This window comes from Streptomyces sp. NPDC059816, from assembly GCF_042732055.1.
Classification (GTDB): domain Bacteria; phylum Actinomycetota; class Actinomycetes; order Streptomycetales; family Streptomycetaceae; genus Streptomyces.
Window position 1 is genome coordinate 393,121 of record NZ_JBHWIQ010000004.1, and the last position, 15,958, is coordinate 409,078.

A 15,958-nucleotide genomic window follows, 5' to 3' on the forward strand; every position below is an offset into this window, starting at 1 on the left:
TACAGGCGTGTTGACGCCGTGCGCGAATTCACTGCATTCAACATGCATGCATCTCGCTCCGATTGATGTGCGCGCCAGGTCCGTGCTGGATGAAACTGGTGCCCTTGTGCTCCCTCGCCAATGCGCCGTGCGAGGTGTTCTGGATATGTCCGGATTGGTTGGTGTGGTGAGATCCGGGCTGTTACTGTCTGACTGTTGATCAGCTACGGAACGCAATGTTCCGGGCTGTGTGCGATCGCGCGTACCACCGCCCGGCGAGGTGCTGGGCGCCCCTTCGGCATGCGTCGTCGACGGCGAATTCGACGCCTCTGAGGCTTGCCCGAAGGCATTGCCGTGCGCGGAAAACCAGGAGGAATGAGTGTCGTCTCGGAATGACACTGCCCGGGTGCGGACGCGTCGCCGTGGACGCGTCACGGCAGTGGCGGTCTTCGCCTCGGCCGCGGGACTTTTGATACCCGCGGTACCCGTCGTGTCCGCGCACGCGACCCCGGGAACCGCAGTGCTCGACGTCTCCGTCCGGGCCGTCGACTCGACCACCGGGGCGCCGCAGTCACGAGCCGCCTTCGGCGTGCACGGCAACGAGGTCGCGTACAAGGTCGCCTACTCCTGCGGCGCCGCCGACTGCCGGGACGCCACCGTCCGGATGGCGCCTTCCCAGCCGGACCCGAACGGGCTGACGACCGAGCCGCTGCTGTCCTACGCGAACTGGACGGCTCCCGCGGGCCTGCCGGACGCGACGATCGGCGGCACGGACGCGACGGGCAAGACGATCGACCTCGGCGACCTCTCCGCCGGCCGGTCGGGCACCTTCCTCGTCGTCTACGCGATCCACCCGAGCGGCACGTACACCACGCCCAGACCGGCCCAGTACTACCCCTCCGGATTCCGGATCGAGATGGCGGCCACCCTGGAGGCCGCCACCGCCCCCGCTCCCGCACGGGCCGAGGCCGCCCCGGTGACCTGGCAGAACTCGGTACCGGAGCCGTCCGTGCAGCAGGCGAACCCCGGATCGGTGCGCGCCGGGACCGAGGTGACCTGGGACCTGCTGATGAACACCGGCGCGTTCGTCCGCGCCAGCGGGTCCGTGGTCACCGGCTCCTCGCAGTGGGCCGCCGCGGGCAGTTACACCGTCGTCGAGGAACTGGACCCGCGGGCGGAGTACGTCTCCAGCACGGGAGGCGGCGCCTACGACGCTGCGAGCCACTCGGTCACCTGGTCGCTCGGCACGAGGGACGCGCCCGCCGCCACCGCGGCCGGCGGCTGGGGCTGGGCCGGCACCAGCGGCTGGAGCAACCGCGGCCCCTACCACCCGCGTGCGGTGACGGTGCACTACCCGCCGGGCCGGTTCACCTCCGACCCGGGCGGCTGCGACTTCGAAGCGACCGTGTCGAGCACCCTGAGGGTGACCGCCACCTACCTCGATCCGGACCGCAGCACGCGAACGGCCGCGCAGACGATGACGCACCCGGTCTCCTGCCATGAACCCTTCGCCCGGGCGGACATGGCGAAGGACAGTACGAACAGCGCCTCCAGCGGACCGGTCCGCCTGCTGGACGTGCCCCCGGACGTGACCGGGCTGACCTGCCCGCCCACCGGCCGGGACGACTGGAACCGGGGCTGCGCGCCGGGCGCCGCCCTGGCCCCCTTCGCGGACCACGCGCACCGCTGGACCGTGACGGCCCGCAACCAGGCGAACGTGCCCGGGGTCGCCGTGATCGAGGACGACGCGCTCGGGCAGGCGGACGCCCGGGTCAACCGGATCACCACCTCGCGGACGACGCCCGCCGCCACCGTCGAATGGACCCGCAACGACGGCACCACCGGACGGTCCGACGGATCGGTGACCGCCCCGGCGGGCACCTGGTTCACCGCGGCGAGGATCACCAGCGGCCGGCTCGCCCCGGCCAACAACCGGCCCGGCGACACCGGGGCCACCCCGTTCCACGCCTACTTCCACTACGCCGTGCGGTCGACCGCCCCGATCGGCGAGCAGCGCACCAACACCGCCACGGCGACGCTGTCGTGGCCCGGCAGCGGACTCGCCGCCGAACGACTCGGGCCGGTGTCCCGCACGATCCGGTTCCGGGCGGCCCCGCCGAAGACCCCGTCCGTCACCGCGGCCTTCCCCTCGGCCGCACAGGTCGAGGGCGGCGGCAACGCCGTCCCGGGCAAGAACGTGACCTTCGGCGTGCGCGGGGCGACCGCGAACGTCCCGGGCGCGGTGAGCCTCACCCCCCAGTACGTGTTCCTCGCCCCCACCGGCTGGACGATCGCCCCCGACTCCCCGTCCTTCCCCGACGGTTCCGTACCCGGGGGCGTGACCTTCGACCACACGAGCAGGACGGTCGGCGGCGAGCCCCGCGAGGTGGTCGTGGCGAGCTGGCCCGACGACGTGTCGTTCGGGGAGAACACCACCTGGCCCACCCTGAGCGTCATCGCCCGGCCCGGCCCCGCCGTCGCCCCCGGGACCCGCAGCGTCGCGCACGCCTGGGCCGGCGACTCCCGTCACACCTGGACCGACTCCCGGGCCAGCTACGGCGGTGCGCTCCAGGACGCCCCCGACGTCGACGGCGACGGCAGCACCGGCGAGTGGTTCTCGGGCACCTCGCAGACCGTCACGGTCTCCTCGGCCGACGGGCTGGACGCCGTCAAGGAGATCTGCCTGCCCACCCCGGGCGCCCCCGGGGGCTGCACCTGGCTGTCCGACCCGGACCACCTGGTGGGCGTCTCGACGACGGCCACCGACATCCGGTACCGGGTCACCCTGAAGAACACCGGCAACACCACGCTCAGCGACGTGGTCGCGTACGACGTCCTCCCGCACGCGGGCGACCACGGAACCAGCGCCGGCACCGCCTCCGTCCCGCGCGGCAGCACCTTCGGCCAGACCGTCGACAGCGTCTTCGAGGTGTCGCCCCACCTGGAGCTGGCGTACTCGGCCGCCACCAACCCCCGGCGCGTCGAGGTCCACCCGTCCGCCCCGGGCACCACCGACGACTGGGGGCCCGCACCGGCCGGCAAGAAGGCGATCCGGGCGACCGTGACGGGTGACCTCGCCCCCGGCCGCACCGCACGCTTCGGCTTCGTCGCGGCCGTCGCCCCGGGCACCGGGGCCGACGCGGTCGCCTGCAACTCCGTCGCGCTGGACAGCGCCCAGACGCTGCCCGCCGAGCCGCGCCCGGTGTGCGCGGCCACCCAGGAAGCCGATCTGCGCATCGACGTCCCGGACCGGCTCCCCTTGCAGGTGGACCGCCCGGGAACGCTGCCCTTCACCGTCACCCACGCCGGCGGCTCGCGGGAGACCGCCGCCACCGTCACCGTGACGGTTCCGGCGGGCCTGACCGTCACCGACCCGACGCCCGACGGCTGGCGCTGCACCGCCGAGCCGGGCAGCGCCCCGCTCGCCGGACCCCTGACGCTGACCTGCGCCCCCGTCGACGGCGCGGGCGGGTCGAAGCCGCTCGCCAGGGGCGTGACCGTGCCCCTGGACGTCCCGGTGACCCCGACCGCCGCCGGACGCGTCTGCGCGTCCGCAGCGGTCACCGGCCCGATGCACGACCCGAGCCCCGCCGACAACGACGCCACCGGCTGCGTCCGGGTCGACGCCGCCACCGCCGGACTCTCGGTGACCAAGACCGACGGCCGGGCCGCCGTGGCCGCGGGCGACACCTACGGCTACACCCTGGAGGTGGCGAACCTGCTGCCCGCCGAGGAGGTCACCGGCGCGCAGCTGACGGACGCCCTCCCGGACGGCCTGGCGTTCGTCTCCGCGAGCCACGGCGGCACGGTCACCGACCGGGGCCCGGCCGACCCCTACGGCAACCGGCCGGGCGGCACCGTCACCTGGGCGCTCGGCGACCTCGGCGGCGCCGGCCTGGCCTCCCCGGACGGCGAACGCTCCGAGGGCGGCCCCACGGCCACCGCGACCGTGCGGGTGAAGGTCCGGGTGCTGCCCGGTGCGACGGGCGCGGTCGTCAACCGCGCGCGGGTGAGCGCCCCCGACCCGGCCGACCGCGGCCGGACGCTGCGCGCGGACGCCACCGACAGCAACGGCGTACGGGCGCTGACCCTGAGCAAGGCCTCGGGCGTGCCGTCCGCCGGAGTGAGCGCCGGCGACACCGTCACCTACACGGTCATCGCCACCCACACCGGCACGGCCGACTACCCCGCCTCCGCGCCCGCCGTGCTCACGGACCACCTCGACGGCGTCCTCGACGACGCCCCGTTCCTGACCGGTTCCGCCTCGGTGACCGTCGGCGACGGCCCGCCCGAGGCGCTGCCCGACCCGACCGGCTCCGTCCTGACCTGGTCGGGCGCCCTGCCGGCCGGGGAAACGGCGACCCTCACCTACCGCGTGCAGGTCGACGGCGACGGCGACCGCACCCTGCGCTCCACCGCGTACGGCGGCCCTGCCGGAACCGTCTGCGACGGGGCGGGGGGCCGCGACGGGAACGGGGTGCCCTGCGCCACCACCACCGACGGGTTCGCCCCCGTGCTCACCGGGTCGGTCAGCTCCACGGAACAGGACGACGCGGGCCATTGGACCGTCGTCCACACCCTCGACGTCACCAACCCCAACCCGGGCCGGTCCGTCGGCTACGACCTCACGGACGAACTGCGCTTCGGCCCCGGCATCGAGGTGTTGGACGCGGCGGTGACCGGGGTCCCGGACGGGGTCGGTGCGGTCACCGGCTGGAACGGTTCCGGCGCGGTCGCCGCGGATGTGGAACTGCCCGGCGGGGCCGCGCACCGGTGGACCGTCACCGTCACCGCGGACGCCCACGGCACCGCCGGCACCGCCCCGGGGCGCTGCGTCGACGGCGCGGCGGGCGGCTTCGCCAACCGGGCCGTGCTCATCCGCACCGACGGCTCCCGGCGCACCGCCGACTCCTGTGCCGCCCCGGCCGAGCCGACCGTCACCAAGGCCGTCGACGGCGCGCCGCAGCGCAACGAGGACGGCACCTGGGACATCGGCTACCTCGTCACCGTCACCAACGGGTCGCGGACCCCGGCCGGCGGGCTGGTCCACGGCCTCGACGACACCCTCGCGTTCCCGCGGGGCGTGCGCGTCCTGGCGGTGTCCGCCGAGGTCGACGGGGCGACGGCGAACCCCGGCTTCAACGGGGGACTGACCGAGGTCGGCGGGGACCGGGTCACCCCGGACACGGCCCTGTTCACCGGCACCGCCCGGGTCCCGGCGGCCACCGGGCAGGGTCCCGGGGTCCGGACCCACCGGGTGACGGTCACCGCCCGCGCGGAGGCGATGCACGTGACCGCCCGGGACGTCGCGTGCGGCCCGGTCGGGGGCGGCGGCTACGGCAACACGGTGGCGCTGACCTCGACGGGCACGGTCGTCGCTACGGCCACCGCGTGCGCGGACGTCACCGTGCCGCAGCTCCACTTCACCAAGGCCGCCGACACCAAGGAGGCCGTGCGTCCCGGCGACACGATCACGTACACGGTGACCGCCCGCAACGTCGGGGACGCGGACTTCGTGGCCGGCGACCCGGCGGGCGTCGAGGACGACCTGTCCCACCTGCTGGCGCACGCCCGGTTCAACGGGGACGCGGAGGCCACCGCCGGAGACGTGGTGATCGGCGGCTCCCGGATGCTCTGGTCCACGCCGATCGCGGCGGGCGGCAGCCAGACGCTGACCTACTCGGTGACGGTCGGTGCGGACACCGCGCCCGGCACCCGGATCGTCAACGGCCTCTCCCAGCTCGGCGTCGACCCCGGGGAGCGGCCCGGCGTCGGCCCGGACGGGAGCGGCGAACGATCCGGCGGCTCGTCCGGTCACCAGTCCGGAGGTCCGTCCGGTGGCTCGTCGGGCGGCCCCGGCGGTGGCCCGGCGGGCGGCTCAGGGGGCGGCGCGGGCAGCGCGTCGGGCGGGGGCGCACCGGGTGGCGGCGCGGGCGGCCGGGGGGAGCCCTGTCCGGTACGGCCCGCCGCGGTCCCCGACGGGAACTGCGTCGTCACCACACCCGTGACGGCACGGGCGGCGCCCCCACCGTCGGCGTCATCGTCGCCGCTCGCCGGCACCGGCACCGACCTCATCGGCCCCGCACTCGTCGCCGGCGCGGCCCTGACCCTCGGCACGGCCCTACTGGTCGCCGCCAGGCACCGCGCCCGGCGGGCCGGGTCCTGACGAACGACGACGGCCGGGTCCTGACGACGACGGCCGGGCCCGCTCCTCCCCGGAGCGGGCCCGGCCGTCACCACGGCTCGGGGGAGCGTTCTGCGGCTACGCGCTGAGCTCCGCGGCGACCAGCTCCGCGATCTGCACGGCGTTCAGTGCCGCACCCTTGCGGAGGTTGTCCCCGGACACGAAGAACGCGAGCCCGTTCGCGACGGTCTCGTCCACCCGGACCCGTCCCACATAGGAGACGTCCTGCCCGGCGGCCTCCAACGGGGTGGGGATGTCCGACAGCGCCACGCCGGGCGCCCCGCCCAGCAGCTCGTACGCCCGCTCGACGCTGATCGGCCGCGCGAACCGTGCGTTGACCTGGAGGGAGTGCCCGGTGAAGACGGGCACCCGGACGCAGGTCCCGGAGACCTTCAGCGCCGGGATCTCCAGGATCTTGCGCGACTCGTGCCGCAGCTTCTGCTCCTCGTCGGTCTCGTGCGAACCGTCGTCCACGACGGACCCGGCCAGCGGGATCACGTTGAAGGCGATGGGGCGCTGGTACACACCGGGCTCGGGGAAGTCGACGGCGTCGCCGCCGTGGGTGAGCCGGTCCGCGTCGGCGACGACCTTCTGCGCCTGCCCGTGCAGCTCCGCCACACCGGCGAGCCCGGACCCGGACACCGCCTGGTACGTGGCGACGACGAGCGCCTCCAGACCGGCCTCCTCGTGCAGCGGGCGCAGCACGGGCATGGCGGCCATGGTGGTGCAGTTCGGGTTGGCGATGATCCCCTTGGGCCGGTCGGCGACGGCGTGCGGGTTGACCTCGGAGACCACGAGCGGGACCTGGGGGTCGCGCCGCCAGGCGGAGGAGTTGTCGATCACGACGGGGCCCTGCGCGGCGACCTTCTCGGCGAGCGCCCGGGAGGTGGCGCCGCCCGCGGAGAACAGCACGATGTCCAGACCGCTGTAGTCGGCGGTGGCGGCGTCCTCGACGGTGACCGGCGTGCCCTGCCAGTCGATGGTGGAACCGGCGGACCGCGCCGAGGCGAACAGGCGCAGCTCACTGACCGGGAAGTTCCGGTCGACGAGCACCTTGCGCATGACCGTGCCCACCTGACCGGTGGCTCCGACGATTCCGACCCTCACGGTGACTCCTTCTGGGTGCTCTGCCCGGACGTGGTGTGCCCGCCCGGGTGTACTTCGGTGTCCGTACCGCGCTGTACGGGGGGTATGGGGTGAATCACTCCCGTACGTACACATCTGCTGACGTACGAGGACGGGCTCACGGTTCCATGATGCGTCTGTCCCCGTCCCGCCTGTCCAATCCTTTGGTCCGCGTTCCGAAAAGTGGGACGGGAGCACGGGCGGAATCCGCGTCGAACGTTTCGCCGACCTCCGACGTCGTAGGGGGGAACACGGGTCGCCCCCTCCGGGGCGGTCCGGTGCGAGGGGAGGGGAGAGGCGTCCTTGTTGTGGCGACGGGACCGGAACAGGAACAGGGGCACCGCGGTCGGTGCCGTGCAGCAGGTGGACGTGGGCGTGCTCCGTGGGGACGGGAGACCGCCCCGCCCGTCGGTCGGCGCTCCGGCTGCCCGACCAGCAGCCGACACGCTGGCCGCGCCGGCCGTCGATTCCCCCGCCGACCCGGCCGCGGACCCGCTGGACGCGGCCCTGGAACGTCGGGTGCGCGCGATCCTGGCGCTCGGTGGAGTACCGCAGGCGGACCTGCCGGACGGGGTGCAGCAGGTCCGGCTGCGGCTGCTCGAACGCGCGGCCAAGGGCCAGGAGGCCCCTCGCGACGTCGCCGCCTGGGCGGCCGTCGTCGCATCGAACCTCGCCGTGGACTGGCACCGGTCGCGACGCCGCCAAGAACGCGTCGGGGAACGGCTCGCCTCGCTGCGGACCGAGGAGTCCGACGCCGGTGAGGACGTCCGCGTCCTGTCGGTCGCCGTGGCACAGGGCCTGGACGGGCTGCCGGCCCCGCAGCGCCAGGTGGTCGTGCTCCGCTTCTACGCCGACCTGCAAGTGCGGGAGATCGCCGAACGGCTCGGTGTCCCGGAGGGCACGGTCAAGAGCCGGCTGTACACGGCGGTACGGGCGCTGCGCGCGCTCCTGCACGAGGACGAGGTGGTGTGAGGTGACCGAGCAACGGCCCCAGGCCCAAGACGACGTACTGCTGGCGGCGATCCTGGACGAGGCGCTGGTCCCGGAGGCCGCAGCCGACCCGGAGACGGCCGCCGCGCACCGTGCCGCCGTCGACGACGTCGCCGAACTCCGCCGCCAACTGCACCTGCTGGGCGCCGCCCTGACCGACGAGCCGGTCGAACCGGCCGAGCCGGCCGAGCCGGCCGAGCCGTCGTGGTCGCGCGATCCGGTGACGCAGGCCCCCGCCCCGACCCCGTCGAGCACCGCCCACGTTCCGCGCCCGCGGCCCAGGACCCGGGGGCGCAGCGGGGGTTCTCCGGGGGCCTCGCGCCCACCCGGCCGCTCCCGCGGCCGACGGCTCGCCCGCCGGTTCGCCGTCGGGGCCTCGGCCCTCGCCTTCCTGGCGGCCCTGGTCACCGGGGTGAGCTGGGTGACCGCGAACGGTACCGGCGGCTCCGAGAAAGCGGACGCGAAGTCGATCGAGGGGGTGCACCCGACGGTGTCGGCGGGGGACCCCCAGGCAGCGAAGCCGCCGGGCCGTGCCCAGTGGGAACGGGAGTCGATGAGCCCGCAGGGTTACGTCGCCTGCATGCGGCAGATCGCGGAGGGCGAGGTGACCCGCCGGGAGCCGCACCCGGACGGCGCCTGGGTGGAGCTCACGGTGAAGGTGACCCGTTGGTACAAGCCGGCCCGCGGCCCGGCCCGGATCACGTTCCGCATGGACGCCGACGCGGACCCGCAGCTCAAGGTCGGCCAACGCACCCTGCTCACCTTCGCCAAGGGTCGGGAGACGCACGCCCACGATTGGGCGACCGGCGCCGCCCTGGTCACACTGCGGACCTGGATCCTGGAGGCTCTGCCCGCCTCCCGGAAGATCGAGTGCGACGACCCCGGGCCCCGCTGAGGGGGCCGGGCCGCCAACGCCGACGGGGCCGGCACCCCGAAGAGTGCCGGCCCCGCCGTCGTGCGCTGGTGGTGGCTACGGAGTGATCGTCCCGACCCGCACCCCGCCGACCCCCGCGACGGTCCCGCGCTCGTTGACGAGCTGGACCTCGCCGCGCAGCTGACGGCCCTCGGCCGCCGGAGCCTTCGCGACGACCTCGGCCGGCACCCGTGCGGTGTCACCGGGTCCGAGCGGGAACGTCCGCGACTCGTCGACCGTGACCGAGCCCAGTGCGGGCGACACGAACAGGTCGAGGTAGTCGTACGCGGTGGGGTCTTCCCCCGGCACCGAGTAGCCGACGACCTCCACGAAGTACGTCCCGGCGGCCGGGTCGCGCAGCGACACCGCCTCCTCCGAGTTGGCGTCCGCGTCGTCCGCGAGGAGGTTGCCCGCCTCGTCGTACAGGTACAGGTCCAGGTCGGCGCGGGTGACGGACGTGTTGCCGATCGACGCGTCGAGCCTGGTCGCGCCCTCCGTCACGACGACCTCGTACCGCTGGTTCTGTCCCGTGGCGATGGTCGGCCGCTGCGCCTTGACGGAGCTCAGCGGAGCGCCCTTCAACTTGCCCTGGAGCGCCGCGAACTGGTTCGTGACCTGCCAGGACACCGGGGCCGGGACACCGGCCTTGGCCTCCGGCAGGTTCTGCACGGCCGGGTCGAAGGCCGCGCCGAGCACCGTCACGTCCAGCTCGAACGGGTTGTCCAGCAGCGGCGAGGTGCGCCGCGACTCGACCTCGATCTCCCAGACGCCCGGCGTCGGGTTGGCGTACGAGCGCACGTCCGGACGGCACTTGTTCAGCGGGTGCTCGTAGTTCGCGTAGCAGAAGATGGTGCTGGAGTTCTCCATCTGCACGCCCGTCGGGTGCAGCGTGATGAACCGGGTCTGGCTCTTGTCCTTCAGCCCGCCGATCCGCACTTCGAGGCTGGTGGCGCCCTCGGGCACCGTCAGGAAGTACGACTGGTGGCTGTTGCGGGTGGAGACGCCGGACGCGGAGAACGTCGACGAGGGCTTGCTGATCGGGGTGGCGACCACGACCGTCGACATGACCTGGTGGTCGGTGCCCTCGGTGCGGGGGTCGTTGACCTCCAGGATCGCGCTGTGCACGCCGAGCGAGCGCGGGCGCGCCTGCACCTGCACGGTGACCGGGGTGTTCAGCGGCAGCGTCACGTACCCGTCGGCGGCGTCGCCGAGCAGCCGGAACGTGCCCTCGTGGTTGTTCTCCAGGTCCAGTTCGTGACGGACCGGGCGGTCGGGGCCGGTGGTGCGCGTGACCGTGACGTCGTACGTCTTGCGCTGGCCCTTCTTCAGGCCGCTCTCACGGTCGTAGAGGCCGGTGCCGAAGCCCGGGGTCTTCAGCTGGTGGTCGATGTTGGTGTCGACGGGGGCCTTCACCGCGTACTCGTGCGCCGTGGCGCCGCGTCGCACGGCCTTCCAGGCGTCGACCACGTCGATCAGACCGGTGCCCTGGGCGTGCGCCTGCTCGCCGCGGACCTCCTCGGTGGTGGAGGTCAGCGCGGTGCGCAGCTTCGCCGGGGTGAGGTCGATGCCGCGCTGCTTCGCCGCGGACAGCAGCAGCGCCGAGGCGCCGGCGGCCTGCGGGGAGGCCATCGAGGTGCCCTGGAGCATCGAGTAGCCGGGCGGCAGCTGGTAGCCGGCCTCGGCGACCGGGCCGCCGGGCGTCCAGGTCTGCGTGGTGTTGATGGCCGCGCCGGGCGCCGAGATGACGGGCGCGAAGCCGCCGTCCTCACGCGGACCGCGCGAGGAGAACGGGATCATCGCGTACGACGTGCGGACCCCGGAGCCGTAGTTGGCGGCCCAGGTCTCCTTGGAGATGGTCGCGCCGACGGACAGCACCTTGTCGGCGAGGCCCGGGTCACCGATGGTGTTCACGCCGGGGCCGTCGTTGCCGGCGGCGATGACGAGCTGCACGCCGTAGGTGTCGATGAGGCGGGTGTACAGCGCGGCGCGCGCGTTGTTGCCGTCGTTCAGCGCCGGCAGACCGCCGATGGACATGTTGACGATGTCCACGCCGCGGTGGGTGACGAGGTCGATCATGCCCTCGGTCAGCGCGATGTTGGTGCAGCCGCCGCCCCAGGAGCAGGCCCGCGAGGAGACCAGCTTGGCGCCGGGCGCCGCACCGTTCATCTTGCCGCCGAACAGGCTGTTGGCGGCGGCGATGCCGGCGACGTGGGTGCCGTGGTCGCCCTCGATGATGCCGATGTTGACGAAGTCGGCCTTCTTGCCGATCCAGTCGCCGCCGTACGGGTCGGTCGGCACGTCCTTGCGGATCTCGACGACGAACGGCACGCGCTCGGCGATCGGCGTCGCCGGGTCGTCGGTGCCGAAGTACCCGATCTGGAAGCCGTCCTTGTACGGCTTCAGGGCCTCGTCGTCGGTGAAGTCCTTGTTGTCGTTCAGGTCGACGCGGACGGTGCCGGCCGCCGGGTCGTACAGCACGCCCCACACGTCGCTGGTGTCGCCGTCGCGGTTGAGGTCGCCCTGCGCGTCGCCGGTGGCGGTGACGCTCTCCCGGAACGCGTTGACCTGGTAGCTGCCCGCGGGCGCCCGCCAACTGGTGTTCAGGTAGGAGAAGGTGGGGCCGCTGACCGGGTTGGCCATCCGGCGCCAGGTGCCGTCGCTGTCGAGGATGGGGTCGGTGCCGGTGACCCAGTCGGTGATCTTGCGCTCACCGGTGGTGGTCTTCTGGAGCGCCGGGTGGCCGAGGTCCACGCCCGAGTCGATGACGCCGATGGTGATCCCGCGGCCGTCCGCCGTCGGGTTCTGCCGCACGAAGTCGACCGCGCCCGTCTCGAAGGACGGGTTGTACGGGTTCTTGGCGGGGGTGTCGCGGCCCGGGGCGGGGTAGCTGCCGGGGGCCGGGCGCTTGCCGCGGGACTCGTCGCCGCCGACCGGCGGGTCGTCCAGCTTGATCTCGTGACGCAGGTCGATGCCCTGCACCGAGGACAGCTTCACCGCCGCCGCGATCGCCGCTTCGGCCCGCGCCGTCGGGACGGTCGCCCGGACGTAGCCGAGCTTGTCGTGCGTCTTCGCGACCGATCCGCCCTTGACGGCGTCGAGCTGGTCCCTGACCTGCTCGGTGGCGCCGGGCACGGTGGCCACCATCATCGTGACGTTCTTGTCGCCCTTGGCCTGGGCCGCGGCGAGGAGTTCCGCGTCGGCGGAACCGAGCTTGGCGTCCGCCGCCTTGACGGCCGCGTCCGTGGGGGCCGGGTCGCCGCCGGGGGCCGAGAAGGCCGAGGGTATGGGTCCGGCGGCGGAGAGCGCGGCCACGAGGCCCGCGGCCACGGCTATGCGCGCCGCGCGTCTCGCACCTGATGCGGGTGCCGGCTTGGGGGTGGGGGTCATCTCATCCCTGTAGGTGTAGGAGCGGATGGGGTCCGGCCCCGGGCACCGCACTGCGCAGCCGCGCCGGACGGTCGTCCGGGCGGGTCGGGCGGGCACCCGGGATGGAGCGTCTTCGCGGCCGGCCGGTCCGGAGGTGTTCCGGATTCCGGGGCCGGGTGACCGCTCAGCTTTACGTACGGTCACGCCGTTTGGGGAGGGTTGCCGAAACGGTGTCGTGCTCATGGCGCACTTCCGCCATACGCCATGGTGCGCATAGCGGGCGATAGGCGGATTCGTTCCGACCGTCCGGCGGGCGGCCCGTACCGTGGGCCGGATGGGAAACGTACTCAGGGTCGCCGCCTACGCCGTCTGCGTCGAGGACGACCGCGTCCTCCTCGCCCGCTGGGTGGACCGGGAGGGCGCTCGGCGGTGGACCCTCCCCGGCGGCGGCATGGACCACGGTGAGGATCCGTACGACACGGTGATCCGCGAGGTCGCCGAGGAGACCGGCTACGAGGTCGTCCCGCGCGTCCTGCTCGGCGTCCACTCGCACCGCAACCCCCGCGACCCCCGGCCGCTCGGCCGGTACGCCGACTTCCACGCCCTGCGCCTCCTCTACTGCGCGGAGGTGACCGGGGGTTCGCTGCGCAACGAGACCGACGGCTCCACCGACCTCGCCGCCTGGATCCCGCTGGCCGAGGTGCCCGACCTGGTCCGGGTCGGGTTGGTCGACCACGCGCTCGGACTCTGGCGGGAGCGTCCGCCGGTCGGTCGCTGAACCCGCCGCCCGGAGCGCTTCGAGCCGCGCACCACACCCCCGACGCACGGGAACCGGGCGGACGTTCGTACTCTCCTCCCCAAGGGGAGAGCCGCGGTCCACCGCCCGAAGTCGGCGAACCTTCCCCGGGCTTTGCCGGTTTACCGGGCGCGAGCCGCTGCGCACCGGCCCACCGACCGACCGATGCCCCCGCACGGCCCGCGACCGTGACCGAGTGGAGAAGCAGGGGATCTGGTGACAGCACCGACACCACGCACCGCGCGCCGGGGACTCGTGGCGCTGACCGCGGCGGTGCTCGTCACCGCCGCGCTCACGGAAGCCGCCCGGGCGTCCGGAGCCCCGGACGACCACCGCCGCACCGAGCGGGCCATGGCCGAGACCGTCGCGAACGGCGCCCCCGGGGTGGCCGCCCAGGTGCGCGACCACGCCGGCAACTGGCAGGCCGCGGTGGGCGTGGGCGACCTGCGCACCGGCCGGCCGCGCGGCGCCGACGACCGCTACCGCATCGGCAGCGTCACCAAGACCTTCGTCGCCACCGTGCTCCTCACCCTGGAGGCCGAGGGCCGCATCGACCTGGACGACACCGTCGAGCACTGGCTGCCCGGGCTGGTCCGGGGCGGTGGCCACGACGGACGGCGGATCACCGTCCGCCAACTCCTCAACCACACCAGCGGCGTCCGCGACTACACCACCGACCCGGAGTTCCGCCGCTGGCACTTCCAGGACCCTGGCTTCTTCACGCACCGCTTCGACACCCTCACCCCCCGCGCCCTGGTGCGCACCGCCCTGAGCGGCCCGGCGGCCTTCGCGCCCGGCGCCACCTGGGGCTACTCCAACACCAACTACGTGCTCGCCGGGCTGGTGATCGAAGCGGTCACCGGGCGCCCCTACGGCGACGCGGTCCGGGACCGGATCGTCCGGCCGCTCGGGCTGCGCTCCACCTCCGTCCCCGGCACCGACCCGCACGTGCCCGGCCCGAGCGGACGGGGCTACGGGAAGCTCTCCTCCCACCCGGAGACCACCTCGGTCCATGACGTCACCCTCCTCAATCCGTCGATGGCCTACGCGGCGGGCGAGATGATCTCCTCCTCGGCCGACCTCACCCGTTTCTTCGCCGCCCTGCTGCACGGCGACCTCCTGCCCGCCCGCCAACTCACCGCGATGACCACCACCGTTCCGACCGGGCTGCCCTCCCGGGCGCGCTACGGGCTCGGCATCTCCAGCGTCCCGACCGGGTGCGGCCTGCGGCTGTGGGGCCACGGGGGCGGCATCCCCGGATCGTCCACCCGCACGCTCAGCACCCGCGACGGCGGGCACACCCTCGCCTACAACCTCAACGCCGACTGGCTGGGCGGCGGCGCGATCGAGGAGGCGGAGTTCTGCGGCGGCGCCCGGCGCGGGGGTCGCGGGCCCGGTCAGCGCGGCAACACGACCACGTAGGTGGCCGGCTCCCGTTCGGCGGAGGTCAACAGCGCCGTGCGCACCACCGTGGCCTGCTGCTCCGCACTGTCCCGCAGCTTGCGCGGGGTGATGTGGACGACCGTGATCCCCAGCCGTTCCAAGTGGTCCCGCTTGCGTGCGTACTCGGCCCACTCGGCCTCCTCCGTCGGGTCCCCGTGCCGGGCGCCCGGCCGGGGGGAACGGGTGTCCAGCTCCACCGCGACGGCGTGCTCCGGCCAGTACGCGTCCACCCCGCCCAGGTGCGGTCCGCCGGGCAGCCGCAGATCGACGTTCCACACCGGCTCGGGCAGCCCGTGCGCGCTCACCATCCGGTACAGCCGGTCCTCGGCGACCGACCGCCCCTCGGCGAGCAACGAGTCGACCGCGTCCACCACGTGCGGACGCCCCAGCAGCCGCGCCTGGTTCAGCTCCCGTACCACGGCGGCCGGTTCGCAGTGCCGGTCGCGCACGGCCTCGGTGAGCAGCGCGCGGATCGTGGGCGCGTCGCCGAGTTGGGCGATCGCGTCGGCCAGCGCCCGGGGCACCGGTGCCACCGGGAGCCCGGTCACGTGGTGCGGCCTCGGCAGCACCACGGCGCGCACCAGCCGCACTTGAGGGGTGGAGCGGAGCCGGCGGGTGCGGGGGACCAGGACGTCGAGCCGGTCGAGGGCGAGCAGCGAGGGGGCGTGGGCGAAGCCGTACAGCCTCAGGGCCGCCATCCCGGTGAGCATGGCGTCGCGGTACGGGGACTGCTCCTCGTCCTCGTAGGGGAGGCCGTCCGAGAAGGGCAGCCCGTCCCCGTACTCGTAGGCGTGGTGCGGCTGTGGGGCGACCGGTTGGGCGGGGACGGTGCCTCGGGCGGTGGGGCGTCCCGCGTACAGCAGGACGCCGTGCAGTCGTTCCTCGCTGGTGGGCGGCCCTTGGTGCAGCAGGTACACGCCGGGCAGGAACGGCTGCCACGATCCGCCCGACCGGCAGCGTGCACTGGTTTCGGCGGCGGACACCCCGTGCGCACGGAGCTGGGCGAGGCTCATCACGCGCAGCCGGGCATCGCGGAAGTCCGGGGTGGAGTGGGGGCGGTTGGTGCCAGCGGAGAGTGGGGCATTGTGGTTCATGTCCCGCAATCTGCCCACCCCGGACGGGGTCGCTAACCTGAGTTACGGATTCATCGACAATCCGGGAC

Annotated in this window: 8 protein-coding genes; 5 read left to right on the forward strand and 3 right to left on the reverse strand. The window is 73.9% G+C overall.

All coding sequences use genetic code 11. The annotated features are described in order from the left end of the window. Positions 1-469 precede the first annotated feature (469 nt). The gene (locus tag ACFV88_RS08370) at positions 470-6,145 is read left to right on the forward strand and encodes a hypothetical protein (RefSeq protein WP_385487369.1); all 5,676 of its coding nucleotides are present in this window, start codon (positions 470-472) and stop codon (positions 6,143-6,145) included. 96 nt (positions 6,146-6,241) lie between these two features. Here the strand turns inward: ACFV88_RS08370 and ACFV88_RS08375 are convergent, their stop codons facing one another. Beyond that, on the reverse strand, positions 6,242-7,270 hold the full coding sequence (locus ACFV88_RS08375) for an aspartate-semialdehyde dehydrogenase (protein WP_385487371.1): 1,029 nt from the start codon (positions 7,268-7,270) through the stop codon (positions 6,242-6,244). A 465-nt stretch (positions 7,271-7,735) separates the two neighbouring features. Between ACFV88_RS08375 and ACFV88_RS08380 the strand changes: the two genes are divergently transcribed. Further along, positions 7,736-8,260: an RNA polymerase sigma factor gene (locus ACFV88_RS08380; RefSeq protein ID WP_385487446.1), complete on the forward strand. Its 525-nt coding sequence runs from the start codon at positions 7,736-7,738 to the stop codon at positions 8,258-8,260. Position 8,261: 1 nt separating this feature from the next. Next, positions 8,262-9,173, forward strand: coding sequence for a hypothetical protein (locus ACFV88_RS08385; protein ID WP_385487373.1), 912 nt, complete (start codon positions 8,262-8,264; stop codon positions 9,171-9,173). Between the two features lie 75 nt (positions 9,174-9,248). Here the strand turns inward: ACFV88_RS08385 and ACFV88_RS08390 are convergent, their stop codons facing one another. Then, positions 9,249-12,578, reverse strand: coding sequence for a S8 family serine peptidase (locus tag ACFV88_RS08390; protein ID WP_385487374.1), 3,330 nt, complete (start codon positions 12,576-12,578; stop codon positions 9,249-9,251). Positions 12,579-12,891: 313 nt separating this feature from the next. Here ACFV88_RS08390 and ACFV88_RS08395 point away from each other — a divergent pair, with 313 nt between their 5' ends. Together ACFV88_RS08395 and ACFV88_RS08400 are read left to right on the forward strand one after the other, a co-directional pair. Continuing rightward, positions 12,892-13,335 (forward strand): NUDIX hydrolase, encoded by a 444-nt coding sequence (locus ACFV88_RS08395; RefSeq protein WP_385487376.1) that lies wholly within the window; start codon positions 12,892-12,894, stop codon positions 13,333-13,335. A 234-nt stretch (positions 13,336-13,569) separates the two neighbouring features. After that, complete coding sequence (locus ACFV88_RS08400) at positions 13,570-14,775, forward strand: serine hydrolase domain-containing protein (protein WP_385487378.1); 1,206 nt, start codon at positions 13,570-13,572, stop codon at positions 14,773-14,775. On the opposite strand, the gene ACFV88_RS08405 is transcribed toward ACFV88_RS08400, so the two are convergent. After that, positions 14,751-15,890 (reverse strand): hypothetical protein, encoded by a 1,140-nt coding sequence (locus ACFV88_RS08405; RefSeq protein ID WP_385487380.1) that lies wholly within the window; start codon positions 15,888-15,890, stop codon positions 14,751-14,753. The two genes, ACFV88_RS08400 and ACFV88_RS08405, sit on opposite strands and share 25 nt — an antisense overlap. Positions 15,891-15,958 lie beyond the last annotated feature (68 nt).

Coding starts and splice junctions, on each gene's coding strand:
- ACFV88_RS08405 (WP_385487380.1), bottom strand. CDS start 15,890: ATGAACCACAATGCCCCACTCTCCGCTGGCACCAACCGCCCCCACTCC.
- ACFV88_RS08390 (WP_385487374.1), bottom strand. CDS start 12,578: ATGACCCCCACCCCCAAGCCGGCACCCGCATCAGGTGCGAGACGCGCG.
- ACFV88_RS08395 (WP_385487376.1), top strand. CDS start 12,892: ATGGGAAACGTACTCAGGGTCGCCGCCTACGCCGTCTGCGTCGAGGAC.